Annotated in this window: 23 protein-coding genes; 17 read left to right on the top strand and 6 right to left on the bottom strand. The window is 66.7% G+C overall.

The genetic code is table 11. The annotated features are described in order from the left end of the window. Nucleotides 1-121: 121 nt before the first annotated feature. A complete protein-coding gene (locus Sa4125_RS04405; RefSeq protein ID WP_224004077.1) occupies nucleotides 122-1,753 on the bottom strand; it encodes a rhodanese-like domain-containing protein in 1,632 nt (543 codons plus the stop codon). Then, nucleotides 1,714-2,655, bottom strand: coding sequence for an alpha/beta hydrolase (locus Sa4125_RS04400; protein WP_224004075.1), 942 nt, complete (start codon nucleotides 2,653-2,655; stop codon nucleotides 1,714-1,716). The genes Sa4125_RS04405 and Sa4125_RS04400 overlap by 40 nt, the downstream gene beginning before the upstream one ends. A gap of 155 nt (nucleotides 2,656-2,810) precedes the next feature. Between Sa4125_RS04400 and Sa4125_RS04395 the strand changes: the two genes are divergently transcribed. The 4 genes from Sa4125_RS04395 to Sa4125_RS04380 all read left to right on the top strand — a co-directional run bounded on the left by Sa4125_RS04395 (nucleotide 2,811) and on the right by Sa4125_RS04380 (nucleotide 7,836). After that, on the top strand, nucleotides 2,811-3,884 hold the full coding sequence (locus Sa4125_RS04395) for a tartrate dehydrogenase (protein WP_224004073.1): 1,074 nt from the start codon (nucleotides 2,811-2,813) through the stop codon (nucleotides 3,882-3,884). 8 nt (nucleotides 3,885-3,892) lie between these two features. Continuing rightward, nucleotides 3,893-4,996, top strand: a complete 1,104-nt coding sequence (locus Sa4125_RS04390; protein WP_224004071.1) for a tartrate dehydrogenase — start codon at nucleotides 3,893-3,895, stop codon at nucleotides 4,994-4,996. After that, the gene (locus Sa4125_RS04385) at nucleotides 4,993-5,991 is read left to right on the top strand and encodes a 4-hydroxythreonine-4-phosphate dehydrogenase PdxA (RefSeq protein WP_224004069.1); all 999 of its coding nucleotides are present in this window, start codon (nucleotides 4,993-4,995) and stop codon (nucleotides 5,989-5,991) included. The genes Sa4125_RS04390 and Sa4125_RS04385 overlap by 4 nt, the downstream gene beginning before the upstream one ends. 405 nt (nucleotides 5,992-6,396) lie before the next feature. Continuing rightward, the gene (locus Sa4125_RS04380) at nucleotides 6,397-7,836 is read left to right on the top strand and encodes a mannose-1-phosphate guanylyltransferase/mannose-6-phosphate isomerase (protein ID WP_224004066.1); all 1,440 of its coding nucleotides are present in this window, start codon (nucleotides 6,397-6,399) and stop codon (nucleotides 7,834-7,836) included. An 87-nt stretch (nucleotides 7,837-7,923) separates the two neighbouring features. Here the strand turns inward: Sa4125_RS04380 and Sa4125_RS04375 are convergent, their stop codons facing one another. Next, the gene (locus tag Sa4125_RS04375) at nucleotides 7,924-8,601 is read right to left on the bottom strand and encodes an FCD domain-containing protein (protein ID WP_224004064.1); all 678 of its coding nucleotides are present in this window, start codon (nucleotides 8,599-8,601) and stop codon (nucleotides 7,924-7,926) included. A gap of 277 nt (nucleotides 8,602-8,878) precedes the next feature. Here Sa4125_RS04375 and Sa4125_RS04370 point away from each other — a divergent pair, with 277 nt between their 5' ends. The 7 genes from Sa4125_RS04370 (at nucleotide 8,879) to Sa4125_RS04340 (ending at nucleotide 14,532) form a co-directional block, all read left to right on the top strand. Next, complete coding sequence (locus Sa4125_RS04370) at nucleotides 8,879-9,871, top strand: ABC transporter substrate-binding protein (RefSeq protein WP_224004062.1); 993 nt, start codon at nucleotides 8,879-8,881, stop codon at nucleotides 9,869-9,871. 8 nt (nucleotides 9,872-9,879) lie between these two features. After that, nucleotides 9,880-10,713 carry an ABC transporter permease gene (locus Sa4125_RS04365; RefSeq protein WP_224004060.1) on the top strand — a complete coding sequence of 278 codons (834 nt, stop codon included), beginning with the start codon at nucleotides 9,880-9,882 and terminating at the stop codon, nucleotides 10,711-10,713. After that, nucleotides 10,713-11,519, top strand: a complete 807-nt coding sequence (locus Sa4125_RS04360) for an ABC transporter ATP-binding protein (RefSeq protein WP_224004059.1) — start codon at nucleotides 10,713-10,715, stop codon at nucleotides 11,517-11,519. The genes Sa4125_RS04365 and Sa4125_RS04360 overlap by 1 nt, the downstream gene beginning before the upstream one ends. Nucleotides 11,520-11,525: 6 nt before the next feature. Then, nucleotides 11,526-12,281: an ABC transporter permease subunit gene (locus Sa4125_RS04355; RefSeq protein ID WP_224004057.1), complete on the top strand. Its 756-nt coding sequence runs from the start codon at nucleotides 11,526-11,528 to the stop codon at nucleotides 12,279-12,281. Further along, on the top strand, nucleotides 12,278-12,985 hold the full coding sequence (locus Sa4125_RS04350; RefSeq protein ID WP_224004055.1) for a fumarylacetoacetate hydrolase family protein: 708 nt from the start codon (nucleotides 12,278-12,280) through the stop codon (nucleotides 12,983-12,985). Before Sa4125_RS04355 ends, Sa4125_RS04350 begins: the two co-directional genes overlap by 4 nt. A gap of 161 nt (nucleotides 12,986-13,146) precedes the next feature. Continuing rightward, nucleotides 13,147-13,956: a sulfite exporter TauE/SafE family protein gene (locus Sa4125_RS04345; protein WP_224004053.1), complete on the top strand. Its 810-nt coding sequence runs from the start codon at nucleotides 13,147-13,149 to the stop codon at nucleotides 13,954-13,956. A gap of 369 nt (nucleotides 13,957-14,325) precedes the next feature. Then, complete coding sequence (locus tag Sa4125_RS04340) at nucleotides 14,326-14,532, top strand: hypothetical protein (RefSeq protein WP_224004051.1); 207 nt, start codon at nucleotides 14,326-14,328, stop codon at nucleotides 14,530-14,532. 243 nt (nucleotides 14,533-14,775) lie between these two features. Here Sa4125_RS04340 and Sa4125_RS04335 read toward each other — a convergent pair whose 3' ends face one another. Next, on the bottom strand, nucleotides 14,776-15,765 hold the full coding sequence (locus Sa4125_RS04335) for a substrate-binding domain-containing protein (protein ID WP_224004049.1): 990 nt from the start codon (nucleotides 15,763-15,765) through the stop codon (nucleotides 14,776-14,778). 598 nt (nucleotides 15,766-16,363) lie between these two features. Here Sa4125_RS04335 and Sa4125_RS04330 point away from each other — a divergent pair. From Sa4125_RS04330 to Sa4125_RS04310, 5 genes are all read left to right on the top strand, one after another. Further along, nucleotides 16,364-17,104, top strand: a complete 741-nt coding sequence (locus tag Sa4125_RS04330; RefSeq protein WP_224004047.1) for an ATP-binding cassette domain-containing protein — start codon at nucleotides 16,364-16,366, stop codon at nucleotides 17,102-17,104. Nucleotides 17,105-17,172: 68 nt separating this feature from the next. Further along, a complete protein-coding gene (locus Sa4125_RS04325; RefSeq protein WP_224004045.1) occupies nucleotides 17,173-18,171 on the top strand; it encodes an ABC transporter permease in 999 nt (332 codons plus the stop codon). 135 nt (nucleotides 18,172-18,306) lie between these two features. Next, complete coding sequence (locus tag Sa4125_RS04320) at nucleotides 18,307-19,203, top strand: NAD(P)-dependent oxidoreductase (RefSeq protein ID WP_224004043.1); 897 nt, start codon at nucleotides 18,307-18,309, stop codon at nucleotides 19,201-19,203. Between the two features lie 324 nt (nucleotides 19,204-19,527). Then, nucleotides 19,528-20,454: a universal stress protein gene (locus Sa4125_RS04315; protein ID WP_224004041.1), complete on the top strand. Its 927-nt coding sequence runs from the start codon at nucleotides 19,528-19,530 to the stop codon at nucleotides 20,452-20,454. Nucleotides 20,455-20,631: 177 nt separating this feature from the next. Further along, nucleotides 20,632-21,474, top strand: coding sequence for a universal stress protein (locus tag Sa4125_RS04310; protein WP_224004039.1), 843 nt, complete (start codon nucleotides 20,632-20,634; stop codon nucleotides 21,472-21,474). A 219-nt stretch (nucleotides 21,475-21,693) separates the two neighbouring features. On the opposite strand, the gene Sa4125_RS04305 is transcribed toward Sa4125_RS04310, so the two are convergent. Continuing rightward, nucleotides 21,694-22,890 carry a YeeE/YedE family protein gene (locus Sa4125_RS04305; protein WP_224004037.1) on the bottom strand — a complete coding sequence of 399 codons (1,197 nt, stop codon included), beginning with the start codon at nucleotides 22,888-22,890 and terminating at the stop codon, nucleotides 21,694-21,696. A gap of 204 nt (nucleotides 22,891-23,094) precedes the next feature. Further along, nucleotides 23,095-23,532, bottom strand: coding sequence for an Lrp/AsnC family transcriptional regulator (locus tag Sa4125_RS04300; RefSeq protein ID WP_224004035.1), 438 nt, complete (start codon nucleotides 23,530-23,532; stop codon nucleotides 23,095-23,097). Nucleotides 23,533-23,676: 144 nt separating this feature from the next. Here Sa4125_RS04300 and rocF point away from each other — a divergent pair, with 144 nt between their 5' ends. Continuing rightward, nucleotides 23,677-24,606: an arginase gene (gene rocF, locus Sa4125_RS04295; protein WP_224004033.1), complete on the top strand. Its 930-nt coding sequence runs from the start codon at nucleotides 23,677-23,679 to the stop codon at nucleotides 24,604-24,606.

Raw genomic sequence — 24,606 nt, 5'->3', positions numbered from 1 at the left:
TCATCCCTGTTTTGTCGATAACGACCGGGCTTGCGGCGATGCAGAGCCCCCTCTCCCGCCGTCGCCGACGCGTTTTGTGTGCCCCCCGGATCGAGACGGAGCTTTCCCGCCGTCGAGACGCCTATGTCCCGGCGAAGGGTCCGGGCCCGATCCGGAACTCGGCGCGCTCGGCCGCGTCGAGCTGGCCGATCAGACCCATCTCCCAGGCGAGGTAGCGGCGGGCCGCGTCGAGATTGCCGTCGTGCCGGTCGTGGACGAAGAACAGATGATCGATCGCGGCGGCGTCGGACGGAACGTCCGGAGTGGCTTCGACCGGCAGCCCCCTCGCCTGCCAGCTGGCCGGGTCTCCCGCGACGTGGCGAATGTCGCCATAGCCCTCGGCCCGTAGATCTGCAGCGGCGAGCCCGACGACATCCGCCGACCCGATCAGGGCCACTGGCCGTGCGGGATCGGTCCTGGCGAGGCGCGGCCGGACGGCCCAGCGCGCGCCGGCGAGATGGCCCGCGCGAAACGCCAGCGAACCCCTCAGATCGAGCAGCGCTCCGCCGGCCTCCTTCAGCGCAAGGGCTGCTTCCGCCGTGATCTGGAGGAGGGACGGCAGTTCGCCGGAAACCGGCGGATCCGGCTGCCGCAGGCCGGGATGGGCGGGATGATCGCCGATGCGCGGCAGGACGAAGACGTCGTAGTTCAACGCGGCCAGGAAGATCGCCGTTGTCGCCGCACGCAGCCCGGTATCGCAGCCGAGCACCACGCGGGCCCGCCGCACGCCGATCCAGGCGTCGCTCGCCTGCACGAGCTGCACCGCCGGCGCATGGACCGCCCCCCGAAGTGTCCCTTCCGCAAATTCGGCGTCGCTGCGCACGTCGAAGAGATAGAGCGTGCGGGACGGGTCCGCGGACAGGCTTTCGAGATCGTCCGGCGCGATCACGTTCAGCCGGTGCTGTTCGATGACGGCGTCCGCCCGGGCGCGGCTCTCGCGCCGGGCGCTCTGGCTCAGCGCCGGCATCGGTCCAGGATCGGCGCCGTGCCGGAGCGCGCGCCCGGATAGGGCCCAGCCCTGGGTGCCGTTCTCGAGGGCGAAGACCGGGTTCGGGACCCCCGCCAGGGAAAGGCTTGCGGCACCGACGATGCTGCGGGTGCGGCCGGCGCAGTGAATGACGACGGGCAGAGCGGGATCAGGGACGCTGTCGGCCATGCGATGCGCCAGTTCGCCGTTCGGCATGGACGCCGCGCCCGGCAGGGTCATCTTGCGGTATTCCGACCCCGGCCGGCCGTCGAACAGCTGGATCGAACGACCCTCCGCCTGCCAGGCGGCCAGCGTCTCGACGTCGATCCGCGGCACGTGCCACTCCGTTTCGAGGAGCTCGCCGAGCGTCTTGCTCGGCAGGTTGACGCCCTTGAACAGGGTGAAGCCGGCCGCCGCCCAGGCGGTCGCGCCCCCGGCGATCCAGGACAGGTCGCGGTAGCCGAGCCTGGCCAGGACTGGCGCCGCCCGTTCCGCCACCCCGTCGCCGTCGTCGACGAGGATGATCGGCACGCCGGCGCGCGGCACCAGGGCAGGCGCGAGGATCTCGAGCCGGCTGTAGGGACAGGGCACGGCGAGGAAGGGGTGGCCCTCGCCATATTGGCCGTGCTCGCGGACGTCGAGGCAGGCGACCTCGCTTTTCCCGTGCAGCACGGCCTTGGCCGCCTCGGCTGGAATCGGGCCGGGCATCAGGCCGGCCGCGGCGTGGCGCCGCTGAAGAACTGCCACAGCGCGGCATAGATGAGGTCGGGACGCTCTTCGGCAGGATAGTGACCTGTCGGCACAGCCCATCCCGCAAGATCGTCCGCCCACTGCCCCCAGGCCTCGATGGGCTTCAGATGCCGGCCGACATGGCTGTTCGAGCCCCAGAGCACCAGCACCGGGCAGGCGATCCTGCGGCCGGCCTGGAAATCTGCGGTATCGAAGGCATAGTCGAGCGTCACCGTCGCGCGATAATCCTCGCAAACCGCATGGATCTGCTCTTGCGTCGTGCAGCGCGCGTATTCGGCCAAGGCCTCGGGTGCGAAGATCGAGAGGCCGACGCCTTTCTTGTTCAGCTTGTAGTTGATGTAATAGTCGAGATCGGCACCGATCAGCTTCTCGGGAAAGGGTGCCTTCTGCGCCATGAAGAACCAGTGATAGCTCTCCAGCCCCCAGCCGAGGGTCACGTTCGACAGGAGATTATAGGTCGGAATGATGTCGAGGGCGCAGAGCCGCGTCACCCGGTCCGGAAAATCGAGCGCCATGCGGAAGGCCACGCGCGCGCCGCGATCGTGGCCGGCGACCTGGAACGTGTCGAAGCCGAGCTGGGTCATGATCTCGGCATTGTCCCGGCCCATCGCCCGGAAGGAATAGGCTGCATGGTCCTCGCCACCGTCCGGCTTGGAACTGTCGCCATAGCCGCGCAGATCCGGCGCGACGACCGTGAAGCTCCTGGCCAGGGTCGGGGCGATCCTGTGCCAGCTGACATGCGTCAGAGGATTGCCATGCAGGAGCAGAAGCGGCGGTCCCGAACCGCCGATCGCGACATGGATCTCGGCGCCGGCGGTGCGGAGCGTTTCGATGCGAAAGCCGGCCATCAACTGGCCGGGATGGGCTTCGAGCGGGGGCATGGCGTTCTCTGGCGACATGGCGTTTCTTCTCTCGCGCGGCGCGGCAGACGTCGCCGGTCGGACCTAACCGTCGCGCTCCGGCATTCAAGTTGTCAACAGTTTATAATTGACAATTTTTCCGGTCTTCGGCATTGCGAGGCATCGACTGCAAGAACTTCGGGAGCGTTGACAGCATGAGCAGCTACAAGATCGCGGCCATTCCGGGCGACGGCATCGGCAAGGAAGTGATCGCGGCCGGCCTGCGGGTGCTGGAGGCGGCCGCTGCCCGTGATGGGTTCGCCCTCGACGTCACCCACTTCGACTGGGGATCGGACCGCTACAAGGCAACCGGCCGACTGATGCCGGAAGACGGCACCGAGACGCTGAAAGCCTTCGACGCCATCTATTTCGGCGCCGTGGGCGCTCCCGACGTGCCCGATCATCTGACCCTCTGGGGCCTGCGCCTCGCCATCTGCCAGCCCTTCGATCAATATGCCAATGTCCGCCCGACCCGGATCCTGCCGGGCATTGAGAGCCCGCTGCGCGGCGTCACCGCCAGGGATCTCGACTGGGTGATCGTGCGCGAGAACTCGGAGGGCGAATATGCCGGCCAGGGCGGGCGCTCGCATCGCGGTCTACCGCAGGAGGTGGCGACGGAGGTCTCGATCTTCACCCGCGCCGGCCTCACGCGGATCATGCGCTTCGCCTTCGAGACCGCGCGGTCGCGGCCGCGCAAGTTGCTGACCGTCGTCACCAAGTCCAATGCCCAGCGCTACGGCATGGTGCTCTGGGACGACATCGCGAAGGAGGTCGCCGAAGACTTTCCGGACGTGACCTGGGACAAGATGCTCGTCGACGCCATGACCGTGCGCATGACGCTCCACCCCGCCTCGCTCGACACCATCGTCGCGACCAACCTCCACGCCGACATCCTGTCGGACCTTGCCGCCGCGCTCGCCGGCTCCATCGGCATCGCGCCGACCGCCAATCTCAATCCCGAACGGCGCTTTCCCTCGATGTTCGAGCCGATCCACGGCTCGGCCTTCGACATCACCGGCAAGGGCATCGCCAATCCGGTCGGCACCTTCTGGTCGGCGGTGATGATGCTGGAGCATCTCGGCGAGCCCGTCGCGGCAGCGCGGCTGATGCGCGCCATCGAGCGCGTCACCGCCGACCCGGCCCTGCACACGCCCGATCTCGGCGGAACCGCGACCACGGACAGGGTGACCGAGGCCGTCTGCGCCGCCCTTCTCGGCGACAACGAATAGGAGTTTCCATGGCCCGCAACACGAGGCGCATCGCCGTCATCCCCGGTGACGGGATCGGCACGGAAGTCATGCCGGAAGGGCTGCGTGTCCTGAAGGCGGCGGCCGAGCGTTTCGACCTCGACCTTGCCTTCGACGAATTCGATTTCTCGTCCTGCGCCTATTACGAGAAGCACGGCAAGATGCTGCCGGACGACTGGAAGGCCCGGATCGGCGGCCATGACGCGATCTTCTTCGGCGCCGTCGGTTGGCCGGACACCGTGCCCGACCATGTCTCGCTCTGGGGCTCGCTGCTGCAGTTCCGCCGCGAGTTCGACCAGTATGTGAACCTTCGCCCGGTGCGCCTGATGCCGGGCGTGCCCTCGCCGCTCGCCGGCCGCAAGCCCGGCGATATCGACTTCTTCGTCGTGCGCGAGAACACCGAGGGCGAGTACTCCTCGATCGGCGGCAAGATGTTTCCGGGCACGGCGCGCGAGATCGTGGTGCAGGAGACAGTGATGAGCCGGGTCGGCGTCGACCGCATCCTCGCCTTCGCCTTCGACCTCGCGAAGAGCCGCGGCAAGAAGCACCTGACTTCGGCGACCAAGTCGAACGGCATCTCGATCACCATGCCCTACTGGGACGAGCGGGTGGAGGAGATGGCGAAAGCCTATCCGGATGTGCGCTGGGACAAGTACCACATCGACATCCTCTGCGCCCATTTCGTGCTGAACCCGGACCGCTTCGACGTGGTCGTCGCCTCCAACCTTTTCGGCGATATTCTGTCCGACCTCGGCCCCGCCTGCACCGGCACGATCGGCATCGCGCCGTCGGGCAACATCAACCCCGAGCGCGCCTTTCCCTCGCTGTTCGAGCCGGTGCACGGCTCGGCGCCCGACATTGCCGGCAAGGGCATCGCCAATCCGGTCGGCCAGATCTGGGCGGGCGCGATGATGCTCGACCATCTCGGCCATGCCGAGGCGGCCGCCGCCATCGTCGCCGCGGTCGAGGCAACGCTCACCGACCCGACAACCCGCACCGGCGACCTCGGCGGCAGCGCCGACACCATCACGGCCGGCAAGGCCGTCGCCGACGCGCTTCTGGCCGCCGGCCCAGCGTCCCGGAGGATCGCATGACCCTACCCATCATCGCCCTCACGCCCGGCGACTGCACCGGCATCGGGCCCGAGCAGACCGCGCGCATTCTTGCCGACCGGCGCATGGCGGACGTCGCCCGCATCGTCGTCGTCGGCGACGCGCGCGTCCTCGATCTCGGCATGCGCCAGGCGGGCGTCTCCTTCACCTATCGCCGCACCGACGACCCGGCGGCGGTGGACTGGTCGGATCCCTCCGTGCCGCTGGTCGATCTCGGCAATACCGACCCGGCACTCTACCCGCCGGGAATCGCCAGTGCGCAGTCCGGTCGCGTCACCGGCGAGACGCTGGCGCGGGCGATCGATTTCGCCAAAGCCGGCGTCGTCGATGCGGTGTCGTTCGCGCCCCTGAACAAGCGGGCCATGTTCGACGGCGGCTGGAAATTTCCCGACGAGCACAAGATGTTCGCCAACCTCCTCGGCCATTCCGGCTATTTCAGCGAGATGAACGTCCTCGACGGGCAGTGGATGTCGCGCGTGACCTCGCATGTCTCGCTGCGCCAGGCGCTCGATCAGGTCACCGGGCCGGCGATCCGGGAGGCGATCACGCTGGCGGCGGCAATGATGGTCAAGGCCGGCATCCCCCGGCCGCGGCTCGCGGTTGCCGCGCTCAACCCGCATGGCGGCGAGGGCGGGCTGTTCGGCATGGAGGAGATCGAGATCATCCGGCCGGCGGTCGCGGCCATGGCCGCCGAGGGCATTGCCGTAGAGGGTCCCTTCCCGTCCGACACGGTCTATCTCAAGGCCTTTGCGGGCGACTATGACGGGGTTTTGTCGATGTATCACGACCAGGGCCAGATCGCGACCAAGATGCGCGGCTTCAACCGCGGCGTCACGGTCACCGCGGGGCTCGCCACGGTGTTCACGACGCCGGCGCACGGCACCGCCTTCGACATCGTCGGTCGCGGCATTGCCGATACCGGCGCCTTCGAGAACGCCATTCGCCTCGCCGCTCGCCTCGTCGCCTCGGCCCGCTGAGCCGCCGCCCGCCGAAGAGCACGCGGCGCCGATTCCGATGAAGGTGGGGCAGTCGCCGGCAGGCACCGGATCGGGAGGGACGACGCCAGAAAGAAAAACCTTGCGGCGTCCAACCGCCGGGGCGGCGACCCCGGATTCGACACGCCTCAGGTCCGTGCTCGATATCCTGCCGGCGGGCGGCCATCGATCGGACGCGACCGCAGGTCGGTCGACAGAGCCGCTCTGTCGAGACGAACGCACAATTTCACCTGCCAGGCCAATCGATCCAGCCGAAAGGAGAAGGTTGACTGCGGTGCTGGTCTCTGGCGTTTCGACGTTTGCCATGCTTTGGCTGAACGTTAAGACGTCGGGAACATCTTGGACGCGACGCACGGCGGTGACGCGATTTTTCCAAAGGGGCACGCGATGACGATATACCCGGTGATCCTTTCCGGCGGTTCCGGCACCCGGCTGTGGCCGCTGTCGCGCTCGATGTATCCAAAGCAGTTCATCCCCTTCTTCGGCAAGGAAGAGCCGAGCTTTCTCGGCGCGACCCTGCGCCGTCTCAGTGCCGACTCCAGCGTCGCCGCGCCGACGATCCTGTGCAACAACGACCATCGCTTTCTCGTGCGCGCCGAGTGCGAAGCTGCCGGCATCGAGCCGAAGATGATCGTATTGGAGCCGCAGGCCCGCAACACCGCCCCGGCAATCACCGCCGCCGCCATGCTGCTGGTCGACGAGGACCCCGACGCCGTCCTCTGCGTCATGCCCTCCGACCACCTGATCGGCGACGCGGCGGGCTTTCTCGCCGGCGTCGTGGCCGCTGCCGGGATCGCCCGCCAGGGTCGGCTCGTCCTGTTCGGCATCACCCCGACCGAGGCAAACACCGGCTACGGCTATATCCAGACCGGGGCACTGCTCGATGGCGACAGCGGTGCGGCCCATGTCCTGCGCTTTGCCGAGAAGCCGGATATCGAGACCGCGGAGCGCTATCTGGCCAGCGGCGGATACCTCTGGAACAGCGGCATCTTCCTTCTGCACGGCCGTACCTTCCTCGCCGAAGTCGCGCGGCTCGAGCCCGAGATGTTTGCCGCGGTCCGCGACTCGGTCGATGGCGCCACGCGCGACCTTGCCTTCACCCGCCTCGACCAATCGAGTTTTGCCCGGGCCCGCTCGGTCTCGGTCGACTACGCGGTCATGGAGCGCACCGACCACGCCGTCGTCCTGCCTCTGGCCGTCGGCTGGAGCGATGTCGGATCGTGGGGTTCGCTCTGGGAGGCCTCGTCGCGCGATGGCGATGGCAACGCCATCCACAGCGAGGCGGTCATGATCGACACCCAGAACACCTACGTCCATTCCGACCGATCGCTGGTGGCCACGCTCGGCGTCAGCGACCTGATCATCGTCGATACGCCAGACGCGTTGCTGGTCGCCGACCGCTCCCGGTCGCAGGAGGTCGGCACCCTTGTCCAGCAGCTGAAGCAGAGCGGCCGGCGCGAGCACGAACAGCATCTGCGCAACCACCGCCCCTGGGGCTATTTCGAGACGCTCTCGCTGCAGCAGCGCTTTCAGGTCAAGATGCTGCACGTCACGCCCGGCAGCCAGCTGTCGATGCAGATGCATCATCATCGCTCGGAACACTGGATCGTGGTCAAGGGCACGGCGAAGGTCACCGTCGGCGACGAGGTTCGCTTCGCCCGCGAGAACGAGAGCCTCTACATCCAGGCCACGCAGTGGCACCGACTGGAAAACCCGGGAAAGGTGCCGCTGGAACTGATCGAGGTGCAGATCGGCAGCTATCTCGGCGAGGACGATATCGTCCGCCGTGATGACATTTACAACCGTGGTGCCGAGGAGACGAAGTAGTCCGCTGACTGAAGCGGCATGGCGGCGGACGCCCGCAGAAGCCTCACCGCCAGCCCGGCATCGCAGCCGCGCCTGCTGCACTGTCGATCAAGCGTTGCGCAGATGGCGCTCGACGCTCTGGAGATGGCGGCGCATGGCGGCGGCAGCGCCGGTCGTATCGCGGTTGGCGATGGCCTCGACGATCTCGCGATGCTCCGCGAAGCTGTGGTGGTCGACCGGCGGGCGTTTGGGGTCGGCGCGCAGGCGGCCCCAGTTCACCTCGCGGCGCACGGCGTTCAGCGTGTCGAGGAGGCCAACGAGAAGGCTGTTCTGCGTCGCCTCGGCAATGCTGCGGTGAAGGCGGTTGTCCCAGTGCTCGTATTGCCGCCAGTCCGGTGCGTCCACCGCGCGCGCCATGCACTGTCGCATCTCCGACAGGATCGCCGGCGTCGCGTTCAGCGCCGCGACGCGCGCGATCTCCGGCTCGAACGAGATCCGCGCATTCATCATCTCGATCGGGTTGGTCCGGCGGGCCATGGCGGCGACGTCGCAGGCCGTATCGATGGGGCGATTACCCGCAAACGTGCCCTTGCCGACATGGCGCCAGAGCACTCCCTCGCTCTGAAGCGTGGTCAGTGCCTTGCGCAGCGACGCGCGCGTCAGGCCGAGCTGGTCGGCGAGCTCGCGCTCCGGGGGAAGCCGCCCGTCGTCTCCGAGGGCAGCCTCCGCCAGGAAGTCGCGCAGACGGTCCAGCGCATCCGCCGGCAACGACACCTCGATATTCAACGGCACCTCTCCTGTACCAATTCCTGATTGGTTTAAGATATAGACTCAGGGGAGAACGGGGTCAATCCGTCCTCCCGTCGGGTAGATCGGGATTTTATGCCGCGATTCTGGACCAGAATCACCATATTCGGCCCATCCGGCAGATTTTCTGACTTTTTCATCAGCATGGCTGCGGGTCAGCGTTGACATCGAGGTGAAACCAATGTCTGTTTAATCAGAGATTGGTTGACCAATGTGCCGGAGCGCACAGGTCGCTTTATCCGGGAGGAAATGTCTGATGACCCTACTGAAAGTTCTTAAGCAATCCGTCGCAGCGGCAACGCTCGGCTGCCTCGTTGCGCTGTCCCCGGCCTCGGCCGAGGCCGAGCCGCTGCGCGTCGCCTTCGGCGACATTCCGAGCGTCGAGACGCTCCACCTTCTCATCGCCTTCGAGCGGGCCAAGGAAGCCGGCCTCGAACTCGAGGTGACCTATCTCAAGTCCGAGGACATCGCGGCACAGGCCGTCGTCGGCGGCCAGGCCGACGTCGGCGTCGGCGGGCCGTATTCGCTGATCCAGAAGGTCCGCGCGCCGGTGCGGATGTTCATGCAGCTCTCCACGCTGCAGATGTATCCGGTGGTCGCGGCCGACACCTACAAGGGCTGGAAGGACCTCGACGGCCAGGAAGTCGCGGTGCATTCGCGCGGCTCGGGCACCGAGGCGATCATGCGCCTTGCCGCCGAGAAGAACGGCATCAAGTATTCTAACATTTCCTATATCCCCGGCTCGGAAGTGCGCACCGGCGCGCTGCTCCAGGGCAACGTCAAGGCGACCATCGTCGATGCCTCGGGCAAGCGCATCCTCGAGGCGCAGGCGCCGGGCAAATTCCTCTACCTCCCGCTCGACGACCTTTCGGCGACCGACGAAGGCCTGTTCGCCAATACCGACTACATGAAGGAGAATCCGGAAGAGGTGGCGATCCTTGTCGAGGCAATTCTCTCGACCTGGCGCGAGGTGGCCAAGGACCCGTCCGCCGTCGAGCGGTTGCGCGAGAAGTACAAGCTTCTTCCCGATGCCAGCCCCGAAATGGTCGCCGAGATCGCGCCCTACTTCAGCGAAGCCGCCGCGGCCGGCATGCCGCTGAACGGTGGCGGCGAGGAGGCAGTGAAGGACGACTTCGACTTCTACACCACTTCCGGCGCGCTCGAAGGCGAGGCGAAGGATCTGAAGGTCGAGGACTTCTGGGACTTCGGGCCGCTGCAGGCGGCGCTCGCCAAGCTCGGCCAGGGCTGAGGCGCCCCATGGCTTCGATCATGAAGGTGGAGGCGGCCGCAAGGCCGCCTGCACCCCTCACGACGGGGGCGCGGGTCTCGGCCGCCTTCACCCGCTTTCCCTCGCTGTGGACGATCGCCTCGCTGACGATCCTCTTCAGCGCCTGGGAAATCGCCGGCCGGGTACCGATCAGCTTCGCCTTCCCCCCCTTCTCCGAAACGCTCGTCGCCTTCGTCGAAATGGTCGCCGACGGGTCGATGGCCTACGCCTATTTCATCACCCTGCAGCCGCTGGTTCTCGGCGTCGCGATCTCCGGGTTTCTCGGCGTGGCGCTCGGCGTCGCCATGGGGTTGTCGAAGAAGACGGAATGGCTGCTCGCGCCGATCTTCATCGTCCTCCAGGCCGCGCCGATGGCGGCTCTCGTGCCGCTCGTCACCTTCGTCTACGGCATCGGGCTGACGGCGAAGACGCTGGCGGTCATCATGCTGGCGCTGCCGGTGATCGTCCTCAATTCCTACAAGGCGGTGCGTCACGTGAACCCCTCGCTTGTCGCCATGTGCCGCTCGTTCGGTGGCTCGCGGCTGCAGCGGATCATGAAGATCATCATCCCCGACGCCTCGCCGGTGATCTTCGCCGGGCTTCGCCTGGGCATCGCCGCCGGCTTCATCGGCGTGATGCTCGCCGAACTGCTCATCACGCCGACCGGTGTGGGCGACCTCATCACCTACCACCGCTCCGTTGCCAATTACGGCCACATGTACGCCGCCGTCGCCTCGATCATCGTTCTGTCCACCGTGACGCTCGTCGGTCTTCAGCGCTTCGAACTGCGCTTCATGCGGCCCGAGAAGAGGATGTCAGCCTGATGTCTCGCACACGCCTGCAGGAGCCGCTCCACGCTCCCCCCATCGCCGCCGAGGACGCCGTCGTGCGCGTTCGCGGCATCTCGAAAACCTATGGCGACATCGAGGCGCTGCGCAATGTCGACCTCGACGTCGCCCGCGGCAAGCTGACGACGCTGCTCGGCCCCTCCGGCTGCGGCAAGACCACGCTCCTGAAGATCATCGCCGGCCTTGTTCCGGCGACCCGCGGCGAGATCGTCGTCAACGGCAAGGTCGTGAGCGGTCCGGGCCCCGAGCGCGCCTTCGTCTTCCAGGACTTTGCGCTGATGCCCTGGGCGACCGTCATGCGCAACGTGGCCTTCGGCCTCGAGTTGAAGGGGATCGGCGAGACCGAGCGCCGCCGCACGGCCCAGCGCTACATCGACGAGGTCGGCCTGTCCGGCTTCGAGAACAAGTATCCGCACGAGCTCTCCGGCGGCATGAAGCAGCGCGTCGGCATCGCCCGGGCCTTTGCCGTCAACGCCGACGTGCTCCTCCTCGACGAACCCTTCTCGGCCGTCGACGAGCAGAACCGGCGGAAATTCCAGGAGGACCTCCTGCGGCTCGTCGCGCTCGAGAACAAGACGTTCATCTTCGTCACGCACTCGATCGAGGAGGCGGTCTACGTCTCCGACCGGATCGTCCTTCTCTCGCCGCGTCCCGGCCGCATCTCCCAGACGATCGATCCCGAAATCGACCGCAGCGCCTCGCCCGACGAGATCCGCCGCGATCCGGGATATCTCGATACCGTGGAGGAGATCTGGAACGGTCTTCGCCACTATGCGGAGTAACCGGCCATGATGCTTTTCGGCTTCCGCATTCCCATGATGGCCTCGCTCCTCGTCTGGGCCGTGGTCTGGGAGATCGTCGGGCGTCTCGACGTCATCTTCCTCATCCCGCCGATGACGGAGATCATCGAGGCCGGCATCCGTCTCGTCCAGACCGGCTCGTGGCAGAACGCGACTCTGCTCACCGTGCGCTCCTTCGCGCTCGGCATGGCACTGGCCATCGGCGTCGGCGTGCCTCTGGGCATCCTGATGGGGCTGTTCAAGAGCGTCGACAACCTGATGGCCGTCTGGGTGAACATGTTCGTCTCCGCGCCGCTTTCGGCGCTGGTGCCGATCCTGATGATCCTCTTCGGTCTCGGCGAGACGACGGTCGTCGTCACCGTCTTCCTGTTCGCGGTCTGGATCATCGTCCTCGACGCGCGGGCAGGCGTCATGCAGGTGCCCCGCTCGCTGTTCGAGATGGGCCGCTCCTACGGGGCGAATGGCTGGACGCTGTTTTCCAAGATCATCCTGTTGTCGGCCCTTCCGGAGATCCTCGCGGGTATCCGCATCGGCCTCATCCGCGGGGTGAAGGGCGTCGTGATCGGGCAGATCCTCGTGTCGATCCTCGGCTATGGCGAACTGTTCGAGCTCTTCTCCCGCAACTTCGAGATGGCGAGCTTCTGGGCTCTGACCATCCTCCTCTTCGCCGCCGCCATGATCCTGTCGGCCATCGTCGAACACTTCGAAACCAAGATCGAATATTACGCAGGAGCCAGAGCATGAACGTCCACGCGACACCCGAGGCCTACGTCTTCACCCCCCTGCCGGTACCGACCCTGCCGGTGCGCGGCACCGACAAGCTCTTCCCGGTGCACCGCATCTACTGCGTCGGCCGCAACTTCGCCGACCACGCGATCGAGATGGGCCACGATCCGAACCGCGAGCCGCCCTTCTTCTTCCAGAAGAACCCGGACACGCTCGTCCTTTCCGGTCGCGATTTTCCCTACCCCTCGGCGTCGAGCGACGTGCATCACGAGATCGAGCTGGTCGTCGCGCTCTCGAAGGGCGGCACGGATATCCCGCTCGACCAGGCCATGACCCACGTCTTCGGCTATGCCGTCGGCCTCGACATGACGCGGCGTGATCTCCAGGGCGAGGCGAAGAAGATGGGCCGGCCGTGGGAGACGGGCAAGGCCTTCGAGGCCTCCGCGCCCTGCACCGAACTCGTCCCGGCATCCGAGGTCTCCGACGTCACCGCCGGCACGATCCAGCTCACCGTCAACGGCGAGATCCGCCAGAGCGGCGACCTCAACCAGATGATCTGGAAGATCCCGGAAATGATCTCCTACCTCTCGGGTCTCTTCGAGCTCAAGGCGGGCGACCTCATCTTCGCGGGAACCCCGGCAGGCGTCGGCGCCGTCGAGCGCGGCGACGAACTCGTCGGCACGGTGGCGGGCGTCGGCGAACTGCGCACGCGCGTCGCCTGATCCTCTGCCTTCCGTTCGATCCTGATCGACCCTGATCGACCCTGGCGGGCGCCGCGGCAGACGCGGCGCCCGCCGCATCTTGTCATCCCTCATGCCATTGCCTGGGCAATGGCGTCCTCAAGCCATCGCCTGGGCCATGCCCTTGGCCGGAGCCGCGCCCGATGCACGACCCCTCCTTTCTCGCCCTCTTCGCGCTCGGGCTTCTCCTCACCGGCTGCGTCTCGGGCTTCCTGGCCGGCCTTCTCGGCGTCGGCGGCGGCATCGTCGTCGTGCCCGTGCTTTACATCGTTCTTTCGGCCTTCGACGTCGACTCCGACCTCATTCCCTTCATCGCCGTCGGCACCTCGCTCGCGACCATCATCCCGACCTCGATCCAGTCCTTCCGCACCCACCATGCCCGCGGCTCGGTCGACATCGAGCTCCTGAAATGGTGGGCGCCGTTCGTCGCGATCGGCGTCGTCCTCGGCGTCACCATCGCGGCCTTCGTGGACGGCGATGTCCTGACCCTCGTCTTTGCCGTCGTCGCGCTTGTCGTCGCCGGCTACATGCTGTTCTCGCCGGAAGGCGCCCATGTCGCGCCACGGCTGCCCGGCCGCACGATCCAGGCGCTGCTCGCCGGCGGCATCGGGACGATCTCGTCGATGATGGGCATCGGCGGCGGCACGCTGACGGTTCCCGTCCTGTCGCTCGCCTCCTATCCCGTCCGCCGGGCCGTCGGCACCGCCTCGGTGGTCGGCCTCATCATCGCGGTCCCCGGGGCACTCGGCTTCGTCATCAACGGCTGGGGCAAGACCGACCTGCCGCCGTTTTCGCTCGGCCATGTGAATCTGGCCGGCTTCGTCCTCATCGCGGCCAGCAGCATGTTCTTCGCGCCCCTCGGCGCGCGCGCCGCCCACGCGCTGGAGCCGAAATGGCTGCGCCGGCTGTTCGGCGTCTTCCTCGCCATCACATCGATCAAGATGATGACCTGAGCGCTCGATACGCACCAGGGGAAGCAGGAGAGCTTCGCCGGCGAGCCATGCAGCGCAGAGCCGTCATCCTGCAACTGCTCGGCTTGGGCGAGGAATGGCGGCTTTTCCGGCGACCGGATCAGGCCGCCCTACCCGTCAGGCCGCGGTCGGAAATCGGCACGGGCCGCTCGTCGACCTCTTGAGAAGAGTCGAGACCTGCATCGGGGCGGCAAGGCTGCCCCCGCGGACGCAGCAAAAGGCACAGGAGCCGGAACGGCCGCGGCCGCTCTCCGTTAGAGCGCCGGGCGGGAAAGTCGGATCCGGTGTTTCGCCCTATCCGGCGCGGCAAGCCGGGATTTTGCCGCACCCAGTGGCGAGGAGGGAACGACGATGGCCGAGCAGATGATGAAGCAGTGGGAAGCCGAGGCGATGCAGATGCGCGGTCGCGATCTCACCGGGGAGGAAAAGGCGGCGATCGGCGAGGAGATCCTGAAAGGCAATCTGCAGCCCGCGCTCGGCAAGCGGCCCCGCAAGAACGCCATCCGGCGGGCGATCGACAGCGTTCGCCCCGGCGGAAAGGCCCGCGGACCAGCATAGGTTCGCGGCGAGGGACGCTTTCGCGTCTGCAGCGGAGCCGTACGGAGTTCGCCCTGTCGGGTCCTGCAAGACGCCGAGGGCCGGTCAGGCGACTTTCGCGAGGTGCCGCCGCCATCTGGCGGTTCGCAACCGGTGCCTGGTCACGAGATGGTCGGACGATACGAAAGAGGGACGACACGAAAGAGGGGCGCCCGGCATGCGGGCGCCCCTCTTTCGTAATTTTGAGATCCAGTTGGCGGCTGCTTACTTCTGGATGCAGGTGTCGACGGTGTCCTTGGTGCACTCGTCGAGGCCGGTGAAGACCGGATCTTCCACCGTCTTGCCCTCGATCAGGTCGATCATCACCGAGGGCGCCTTGTAGCCCATCTCGAACGGCCGCTGGCCGACGAGCGCGGTGACCAGGCCCTCGCCGGCGATCGCCACCTCGTCGCCGATCGTATCGGCGGCAGCGACGACGAAGTCGCCGCTGGCGATTCGGTCGGCGAGTGGCCGGAACAGGTCGCGGTAGGGCTGCGGGGCGCCGAACAGCGGCCAGCCGCCCATGATGCCGAAGGCATCGAGCTCGGGATTGGCGGCAAGAATGTCGGTCATCGCCTGGACGCCCTTGGCGCCGTCGTCATTGGTGAAGACCGGGCAGCCCGCAACCTCGGTCCAGCCGCCCTCACCCGCCAGCGCCGTCAGGCCCTTCTCGCCGGTCAGCGCGTCACGCGTGCCCTGCGCACGGCGCAGGATGTTGTCGGCACCAGGATTGCCCTGGATCAGACAGACCGAGCCGCCATCGGGCTTCGCTTTCTTGATGTACTCGCCGAGCTTGAAGCCGAGGAGATAGTTGTCGGTGCCCAGATAGGTCTTGCGCAGCGCCGCGTCCTCGGCCGCCAGATCGGCGTCGATGGTCATGATCGGGATGGTGGGCGCGGCGACTTTCAGGGTCTGGGCGATCAGCTTGGCGTTCGACGGCGAAATCGCCATCGCCACCGTGTCGGCCTTGCCCAGCATGTCCTGGACGATCTGCGCCTCGCCGGCTTCGTCAGAGGTCGAGGCGGGCCCGGTGTAGAAGCATTCGTATTCGGATGCGGCGTTCTCCGCGTTCCACTTCTGGCAGCCCTGGTTGATTGCCTCGAAGAAGGGGTTGTCGAGGCCCTTCACGACGATGACAAGCTGCTTCTTGGCGAGCGCCGGTCCGGCGCCCAATGCCAGTGCCGCCGCAGCGACCAGTAGGGTGAGTTTCTTCATGCATTCCTCCCGATGTGTACCCGCCGCCCTCGTGAGGCGTTTTACGGATGGTGACGGCGGCAGTTCTGACGACTGCTGTTTCGCCGGACGAAGACCGGAAGCGCTCCGGCATGGATGATCGAAGGGGTCTGCGATCGATTGTCTTGCGCACCGCACGACGTCGATCCCGAAGGATCCTTCCTGCAGCCTGATCCCTAAAACACTTGCCGCGGCCGTCGGCCGCCGCACGTTCCCTGCACCGCCGGCATGCCGACGGACGGTGACGCAACGTTCCCGACCGCTGCCGGCATTCAGCGAAAGCTGACGGAAACCGTCGGTCTCCGACGAGTTCGGGAGATCCCGCATCACCCTCCCGACGATCTAAGCTTGGCTTCGAGTGGTGGTCAACAGTATTTATTCCGAGCATCGGATTATTTTTGCGTCGCAACCGGCATCTATATTGCATTGCACAATAAAACCGCGATTGACGCCCGGCGGAGGAGTATGCGCTATTGGCCCCGATCTCTTCTTTTCGACGAGAAGAACGAGAATCGGAACCGGCATCGACGACGAGAGCGAAGCCTGTCTGCCCAATGATGCGCCGAAGGATCGATGCCGCGTGGCCGTACTCGAACTCCAGAATATCTCCAAGCATTTCGGCGCCATCCAGGCCGTCAACGACGTCTCGTTCACGCTGGAGCGCGGCCAGGTCGTCGGGCTGATGGGCGACAACGGCGCCGGCAAGTCGACGCTGGTGAAGATGATCGCCGGCAATTTTCGGCCCAACCACGGCCACCTGCGCATGGACGGCAAGGAACTGGTGATGAACCACCCGGTGGAGGCGCGCCATCACGGTATCGAGATCGTCCACCAGGACCTGGCGCTCTGCAACAATCTCACCGCCGCGGCGAACGTCTTCCTCGGCCGCGAACTGAAGCGCGGGTTCGGACCGTTCAGCGTCCTCGACTATGCCGGCATGTACCGCCGCGCCGGCGAGATCTTCGCCGAGCTGAAGTCTGAGACGCGGCCGCGCGATCTCGTCAAGCAGATGTCCGGGGGCCAGCGGCAAGCCGTCGCCATCGCCCGCACCCGGCTGTCGGACGCCAAGATCGTGCTGATGGACGAGCCGACCGCGGCGATCTCGGTGCGCCAGGTGGCGGAGGTGCTGAATCTCATCCGGCGGCTGCGCGACCAGGGCATCACCGTCGTCCTGATCAGCCACCGCATGCCGGATGTCTTCGACGTCGCCGACCGGGTCATCGTGATGCGCCGGGGCCGCAAGGTCGCCGACAAGGTGATCGCCAAGAGTTCGCCGGAAGAAGTGACCGGCCTGATCACCGGCGCCATCGAACTCGCCTGACAGGCCCGGCACGCCCGGCGCCGCCACCATTCCCGGACATTCCGGGCAACATTTCGAGAAGATCGACCATGGCCCTTTCCCTGGATCAGCCCATCGAACACAAGCCGAAGAGCTGGCTGGCGACGCAGATGGCGAGCCAGACCTTCTGGGTCCTGGCCGCACTGCTTCTGGCCTGCCTCTTCCTGTCCTTCGCCACCGATTCCTTCGCCTCGTCGAAGAATCTCTACAACATCAGCCGCAACGTCACCTTCACCGCGATCATCGCGCTGGGGATGACCATGGTGATCATCTCGGGCGGCATCGATCTCTCGGTCGGATCGGTCCTGTGCCTTTGCAGCATGGTGCTGGCTGTGACGATGAATGCCGGCTACTCGATCGAGGTCGGCATCCTCGCGGCGATCGGCACCGCCCTCGTCGTCGGCGCGTTCAACGGCATCCTCGTCGCCTATCTCGATTTCCCGCCCTTCGTGGTGACGCTCGGCATGCTCTCGGTGGCGCGCAGCCTCGCCATGGTCGCGTCGAACAACACCGTCGTCTTCCAGTTCGGGCCTGACCACGACAAGCTCCTGTCGCTCGGCGGCGGCGCCTGGCTGTTCGGCATCGCCAATCCGGTGATCTACATGGTCGTCCTGGCGCTGATTACCGGCTTCGTCCTGCGCTGGACGAAGTTCGGCCGCCATGTCTTCGCCATCGGCGGCAACGAGCATGCGGCGACGCTGACGGGCGTGCCGGTCAAGCCGATCAAGGTCGCAGTCTACATGATCTCGGCGTTGTCGGCGGGCATCGCCGGCATCATCCAGACCGGCTGGCTCGGCGCCGTCACGACGAATATCGGCGCCGGCATGGAATTGCAGGTTATCGCCGCCGCGGTCATCGGCGGCGCCAATCTCGCCGGTGGCGTCGGGACCGCCTTCGGTGCCCTGGTCGGTGCGGCGCTGATCGAGGTGATCCGCAACAGCCTCGGTCTCCTCGGCATCAACGCCTTCTGGCAGGGCACGTTCATCGGCGGCGCGATCCTCATGGCCGTCCTCTTCGATCGTCTGCGCAACTTCCGGCAAAGCGAATAGATCGCCCCGGCAGCGCCTCAGACCTTGCCTTTTCGACCCAGCGCCCTCGCTGCCTGACCACGGCATCGCTTTGCGTCTACCGGCCGCACCCGCCGGGGCCACATTGCGGTGCCCGCTCTTTACTGGGAGAAATTCATGAGCAAACGCATCGTTTTCACCGGCGGCACCGGCAAGGCCGGACGCCACGTCGTGCCCTATCTCGTGGACAAGGGGCATGAGGTGCTCAATGTCGATCTCGTCCCGCTCGACCATCCCGGCGTCAACACGCTGATCGCCGACGTCGCCGACAGCGGCCAGGTGTTCAACGCCTTGTCCTCGCATTTCGGCCTCGATGGCTTCGAGACCGGCCAGGGCCCGGCCCCGATCGATGCCGTCGTGCATTTCGCGGCCGTGCCGCGTGTCCTCATCCGGCCTGACAACGAGACCTTCCGCATCAACACGGTCAGCACCTACAACGTCATCGAGGCCGCGGTGAAGCTCGGCATCCGCAAGATCATCATCGCGTCGAGCGAGACGACCTACGGCGTCTGCTTTGCCGAGGGCGACAAGGACTATCACTCCTTCCCGCTGGAAGAGGACTACGACATCGACCCGATGGACAGCTACGGGCTGTCGAAGGTCGTGAATGAGAAGACGGCGCGGGCGTTCGCCATGCGCTCGGGCGCCGACATCTACGCCTTGCGCATCGGCAATGTGATCGAGCCGCACGAATACGACATGTTCCCCGCTTTCCTCGACGATCCGATGTCGCGCAAGCGCAATGCGTGGAGCTATATCGACGCGCGCGATCTCGGCCAGATCGTCGATCTTTGCCTCGGCAAGGACGGCCTCGGCTTCCAGGTTTTCAACGCGGTGAACGACACCATCACCGCCGACCTGCCGACGGCGGAGTTCCTGGCAAAGTACTGTCCCGATATTGCGCTGACGCGCGAACTGGGGCCACGGGAAGCTCCCTTGTCCAATCGCAAGATCCGGGAGGTGCTGGGCTTCGAGGACGTGCACGACTGGCGCAAATACGTAAACCGCAGCTGACATCGGCAGCGAGGGGTCAGCGCGATCGTTCGGCGGGCTCCGGCAGGAAATCGCCGGCCCGGTCCTCTTCGGAGCGCCGGGCGGCAGATCGTCAACATCGGGCGAAGGCCCGGACCGCCACGTGCCGGTTCGAGCGCCGGTCGACACGGCCCGCGTCTTCGTCATCCCGGTACCAAGCGCGTCCGCCATAACGGGCGGCCACTCCCCACGACGCCCGTCCTGCCCACCTCCCCGCATTGATCGGGATCAATGCCTGAATTTCCAGAGGTGCGACAATCCGGCCGTGGAGAGGTCTCTTCTTCATCTGCGGGAGGCGGCATTGCGATGAACGGATTGGGGACGAGTGCCATCAGCACGGCCGCCTTCGCCGACAAGTCAGCGGCATCGACAGACGACATGGCGCGCACGGCCGTCACGGTCGATGCGGTCCGCGACATCCTCGTCCATCTCGATGGATCGACACAGGATCTGGCCAATCTCGCCCATGCCGAGATGATCGCCACCGTCTTCAGTGCGCATGTCCGCGGTGTCATCACCCATGCCATTCCCGCCGCCCTCGTCACGCTCGAGCCGGAACTGGAACGGCTCTCCGCGGCCTTCTGGCAGAACGACGCCGCCCTCTTCGACAAGGCCGAGGCACAGGCGCGACAGCGGCTGCTGCTCCTCGGGGCGGGGACCGACCTCCTGCGCATCGACGGCATGTCGCACGAGCTTGGGCGCGCCGTCGCGCAATTCGCCCGGGCGGTCGACCTCGTCATTATGGGGCGGCCCTATGGCGGTTCGTCCCGCTGGCCCGATCTCCTCGAATCCGTCCTTTTCGATGCCGGCGCACCCGCCTTCGTCGTCCCGCCGGAAGCATCGCACCCCAAGGATCCCGACAGGATCCTCATCGGCTGGCGCGACACGACCGAATGCTCGCATGCCATCGCGGCAGCGCTTCCCTTCCTGAAAAATGCCGAGCGCGTCTTTCTCGTCGAAGTCAGGGAAACGAACTCCGCCGATCCGCGCGCGAGCCCGCCCGCAGCCGACATGGCCCGTCACCTCGCGCGGCATGGCATTGCGATCGAGGTGAGAAGCGTCGCCAACGGGACGAGCCCTGCCGATGGACTGCTCAACGAGGCCGCCCTCGTCGGGGCGGAGCTCATCGTCATCGGCGCCTATGGCCGATCGCGCCTGCGCGAATTCCTCCTCGGCGGCGTCACCCGCGACCTCCTGACGAAAAGCGTCGTTCCTCTCCTGATGGCGCACTGACACTTTCGGCAGCATCCGGGCCCGCCCGAGCGTAGGCTCTGGCGGCTCGTCCACTGCGACATCCGCCATGGCTGCGATGCAGGGATTTGCGTCAGATCAAAGTTTTCCCCTGGCGAAAGGCGCAGCGTCCGATCATCAGGGCAGCCCGCGCGGCATGCCGGCTTTGGGAGGACAGCGATGTACAAGACGATCCTGGTCGTGCTCGATTCCAAGGCGCGCGCCGCGGCTCTCGTGGACGTTGCGCTGTCGCTCGCCGAGCGCCATGACGCCCATCTCGTCGGCGTTCATGTGCTGGCTGCCGACATCGGCAGCATGGTCGGCATGTTTCCCGCCGAAATTCCTGCCGAATTCATCGCCGAGACGCGGCGCCTGCGTGTTGAGGAGGCGGAGGCCATCGAGGAGATCTTCCGCCGGAAGGTGAGTGCTGCCGGCGCAGACCGGAGCGAATGGCGGCGGGAAGAGACCGTGCGGCCGGACGATGGCCGCATCCTCAACCGCCATGCCATGTGCGCCGACCTCGTCATCGCCGGCCAGGGACCCGATGCCGCCGCCGGCAGCGACCCGGTGCTGGCCGACCTCGTGATGGGCTGTGGCCGCCCGGTGCTGATCGTGCCCTATGCCGGGCGCTTCGAGCGGGTTGGCGACCGCGTCCTCATTGCCTGGAACGGCACGCGCGAGGCCGCCCGCGCTGCCGCCGATGCCCTGCCGCTCCTGAAGACGGCCAGCCGTGTGCGGGTGCTGACCATCGATCCGCGGAATGATCGTCCGACCCCGGGCCTCGCCACCGCAGACGATCTCGTCCTCGCGCTCGCGCGCCAGGACGTCGCGGTCGAGGCGGCCACGTCCTTCAGCGGCGATCTCTCCGTCGGCGACGACATCCTGTCGAGCCTTGCCGACCAGGGCTCGGACCTTCTCGTCATGGGATGCTTCGGCCATTCGCGCGTGCGCGAAATGCTGTTCGGCGGCGTGACGCGGCATATCCTCCGGCACATGACCGTGCCGGTGCTGATGTCGCACTGAGGCCAGCACACGCGAGTTGCGACCCGCGATCGACGCCTGGAGGGGCGAGCGAAAGCTGGGGCGCAAGGGCGAGGACCCCATGCGGGACGGATGCAGGTCCTTGCCGGTCGGCGCAGGCTCCACCGGGGGATGGAGCCTGCGCCATCTTGATCAGAAGGCCCAGTCGATCGGCCGCCCGGATCGGACAGTCGGAGCGTCCAAAGGCGGTCCTGCCGCCACTCAAGCGCGGCCGAAGAACGCGGGCCGGAACTTGATGCCGACGATGTTCCCGGCGAAGGCCGCCACGGCCCAGAGCCAGCCGTGCAGGCTGCCCGAGGCGATGCCGGAGAAATAGGCGCCGATGTTGCAGCCATAGGCGATGCGCGAGCCATAGCCGAGCAACAGCCCGCCGACGACGGCGGCGAGGAGCGAGCGCAGCGGGATGCGGAAGTTCGGGGCGAACTTTCCGGCGAGGACGGCCGCCAGCATGGCACCGGCAATGATGCCGAAATCCATGACCGAGGTGACATCGGCGAACACGCTGGCCTGCAATGCCTTGGCATTGCCGGCGCTCTGCCAGTAGGCCCAGGCGGACGGGTCGAAACCGATGATCTCCGCTCCCTTGGCGCCCCAGAGCGCGAAGGCCGAGGTGATGCCCCAGGGGCGCCCGGCAAGCGCGAGGGTGGCGAAGTTGAGGACAGCCAGCGCCACGGCGCCCGCGAGGATCGGCCAGGGCCCCCTGAGATAGCGCGCCAGTCCGTGGCGCGGCGCCGCCGGTGCTTCTTCGAGGGCGCCGTTGCGCCGCTTCTCGACGACGACGGTGAGAGCCGCAATCGCCGCGAAAAGGGCGAGCGAGACGAGGATGCCGACCGGTGCGCCGAGCGAGACCAGCGTGACCGGCGCAAAGGAGGGAAGCGACACCCACCAGTCGAAGTTCACCGTGGCGAGGACGGAACCGACGACGAAGAAGAACAGCGTCACCAGCATGCGCGCATTGCCGCCGCCGGCGGTGAACAGCGTGCCGGAGGCGCAGCCGCCGCCGAGCTGCATGCCTAGGCCGAACATGAAGGCACCGATGACGACCGAGAGGCTGAGCGGCTGGACGAGCCCGGCCACCGGGTTGCCGAACAGCGTTCCCGCCGCGAGCGCGGGAAAGAACAGCACCACCGCCAGGGCGAGAAGCACCATCTGCGCTCTCAGCCCGCGGCCGCGACCCTCCAGAATGAAGGCCCGCCACGCCGCGGTGAAACCGAAGGAGGCGTGGTAGAGCGCAATGCCGAGCCCCCCGCCGACAAGGAAGAGCGCTCCATGGGCCGGGCCGTAGCCCATGCCGAGCGCCAGCGTGCCGGCAAGAAGGATGGCAAGGGAGACGTAACCGGCCGTTCCGAAGGATGGGGGAACGGACAGGCGCGTGGAAGAAGCGGCGATCGATGACATGGGATGCTCCGGGGTTGTCGGAGACTTATGCCCGGGGCGGATCGGCTGCGACGTATGCCAATCTAATTTCGGGCGAAAAGGGAGATTTTCGTTCGGGCTCCTGTCCCGCGGCTCTCATCGGCCATCGGCCCGGAAGCGCCGGCGTCGCGGGCATGCGGATCCCGACGATTGTGCGCACGCGCCGGCTTGCCGGCGTGCCGGTCCCTACAGTCTTGCCCGGGTGCTGCGCGGCGTTGCCAGCAGCAGATTCGTCTCGGAGGTGGTGATGCCGTCGATGAGGCGCATGCGACGCAGGACGGCGTCGAGATCGGAAAGGCTCTGCGCGGAAATCTCGACGACGAGGTCCCAGCGCCCATTGGTGGTATGCACCGCGCCGATCTCCGGAAATCCGGCCAGCGCCTCGACGACGCGGTCGGCCTTGCGGCCCTCGACCTCGATCAGCGTCAGCCCGCGCACCGGCAGCGACACCGCGTCGGCCCTGAGGATCACGGTGTAGCCGACGATATCGCCGCGCTCCTCCATTCGCTCGATCCGCGCCCGGACCGTGGCGCGCGAGACGCCCAGCTCCAGCGCGATGTCGGAGACCGAGCGCCGGCCATTGTGGCGCAGATGCGTGATCAGCTGACGGTCGAGATCGTCCATGGGGGCCCTTCCAATCCCGGTGCCAGCCCATAATGGCAAACGATATTACGCAATCTGATAGCCTTTATCGTCCATTTTGCCAATATGTCTCGTTCGTTCCGCCAGTCTCCCCTGTTAGCCTCGCATGACCAGAAGGGGGTTGCGATGGACAGGAACTGCATACTCATCGGCGTGCCCGTGCAGGACGGCGCCGGGCGGCTTGGCTGCGACATGGGGCCGAGCGCCTACCGCACGGCGGGGCTTGCCGGTGCGCTGCAGGAACTCGGCTTCACCGTCGTCGATCGCGGCAATGTCGCGCCGGAAGCGCCCTCGGAACGACAGGACCACGCCAATCCGGCCTTGAAGAAGCTCGCGGAAGTGGCGGCCTGGACAAAGCTGTTGGCCGAGGTTGCCTTTGCCGCGGGCGGCGAGGGCCTGCCGGTCTTTCTCGGCGGCGACCACAGCCTTTCCGCCGGCACCGTCTCCGGCATGAGCCGGCGAGCGGCCGAGGAAGGGCGCGAGCTCTTCGTGCTCTGGCTCGACGCCCATCCCGACTTCCACACGCCGGACACGACGAAGAGCGGCAACCTGCACGGCGTGCCGATGGCCTATGCCAGCGGGCGCCCGGGCTTTGACGGCGTTTTCCCGCCGCTTGCCGTGGCGGTGAAGCCGGAGAACGTCTGCATGATGGGACTTCGCAGCGTCGATCCGGCCGAGCGCGCGGCGCTCGGCGAGGCCGGCATCCTCGTCCACGACATGCGGGCGATCGACGAGCATGGCATCGCGCCGCTCGTCGGTGCCTTTCTCGCCAAGGTCGAAGCCGCCGGCGGGCTTCTCCATGTCAGCCTCGACGTCGATTTCCTCGATCCCGCCGTCGCGCCCGGCGTCGGCACCACCGTGCCCGGCGGCGCGACGTTCCGCGAGGCGCATCTCGTGATGGAAATGCTGCACGACAGCGGCCTCGTGCGCAGCCTCGACCTCGTCGAGCTCAACCCTTTCCTCGACGAGCGCGGCCGCACGGCGCTGCTGATGGTCGACCTCGCCGCCAGCCTGATGGGCCGCCGCGTCCTCGACCGTCCGACACGGAGTTTTTGA

Origin of the sequence: Aureimonas sp. SA4125 (genome assembly GCF_019973775.1) — a bacterium.
Lineage (GTDB): Bacteria > Pseudomonadota > Alphaproteobacteria > Rhizobiales > Rhizobiaceae > Plantimonas.
This window is presented reverse-complemented; position numbering and strand designations above follow the sequence as displayed.

Coding starts and splice junctions, on each gene's coding strand:
- Sa4125_RS04400 (WP_224004075.1), bottom strand. CDS start 2,655: ATGTCGCCAGAGAACGCCATGCCCCCGCTCGAAGCCCATCCCGGCCAG.
- Sa4125_RS04395 (WP_224004073.1), top strand. CDS start 2,811: ATGAGCAGCTACAAGATCGCGGCCATTCCGGGCGACGGCATCGGCAAG.
- Sa4125_RS04390 (WP_224004071.1), top strand. CDS start 3,893: ATGGCCCGCAACACGAGGCGCATCGCCGTCATCCCCGGTGACGGGATC.
- Sa4125_RS04385 (WP_224004069.1), top strand. CDS start 4,993: ATGACCCTACCCATCATCGCCCTCACGCCCGGCGACTGCACCGGCATC.
- Sa4125_RS04380 (WP_224004066.1), top strand. CDS start 6,397: ATGACGATATACCCGGTGATCCTTTCCGGCGGTTCCGGCACCCGGCTG.
- Sa4125_RS04370 (WP_224004062.1), top strand. CDS start 8,879: ATGACCCTACTGAAAGTTCTTAAGCAATCCGTCGCAGCGGCAACGCTC.
- Sa4125_RS04365 (WP_224004060.1), top strand. CDS start 9,880: ATGGCTTCGATCATGAAGGTGGAGGCGGCCGCAAGGCCGCCTGCACCC.
- Sa4125_RS04360 (WP_224004059.1), top strand. CDS start 10,713: ATGTCTCGCACACGCCTGCAGGAGCCGCTCCACGCTCCCCCCATCGCC.
- Sa4125_RS04355 (WP_224004057.1), top strand. CDS start 11,526: ATGATGCTTTTCGGCTTCCGCATTCCCATGATGGCCTCGCTCCTCGTC.
- Sa4125_RS04350 (WP_224004055.1), top strand. CDS start 12,278: ATGAACGTCCACGCGACACCCGAGGCCTACGTCTTCACCCCCCTGCCG.
- Sa4125_RS04345 (WP_224004053.1), top strand. CDS start 13,147: ATGCACGACCCCTCCTTTCTCGCCCTCTTCGCGCTCGGGCTTCTCCTC.
- Sa4125_RS04340 (WP_224004051.1), top strand. CDS start 14,326: ATGGCCGAGCAGATGATGAAGCAGTGGGAAGCCGAGGCGATGCAGATG.
- Sa4125_RS04335 (WP_224004049.1), bottom strand. CDS start 15,765: ATGAAGAAACTCACCCTACTGGTCGCTGCGGCGGCACTGGCATTGGGC.
- Sa4125_RS04325 (WP_224004045.1), top strand. CDS start 17,173: ATGGCCCTTTCCCTGGATCAGCCCATCGAACACAAGCCGAAGAGCTGG.
- Sa4125_RS04320 (WP_224004043.1), top strand. CDS start 18,307: ATGAGCAAACGCATCGTTTTCACCGGCGGCACCGGCAAGGCCGGACGC.
- Sa4125_RS04315 (WP_224004041.1), top strand. CDS start 19,528: ATGAACGGATTGGGGACGAGTGCCATCAGCACGGCCGCCTTCGCCGAC.
- Sa4125_RS04310 (WP_224004039.1), top strand. CDS start 20,632: ATGTACAAGACGATCCTGGTCGTGCTCGATTCCAAGGCGCGCGCCGCG.
- Sa4125_RS04305 (WP_224004037.1), bottom strand. CDS start 22,890: ATGTCATCGATCGCCGCTTCTTCCACGCGCCTGTCCGTTCCCCCATCC.
- Sa4125_RS04300 (WP_224004035.1), bottom strand. CDS start 23,532: ATGGACGATCTCGACCGTCAGCTGATCACGCATCTGCGCCACAATGGC.
- rocF (WP_224004033.1), top strand. CDS start 23,677: ATGGACAGGAACTGCATACTCATCGGCGTGCCCGTGCAGGACGGCGCC.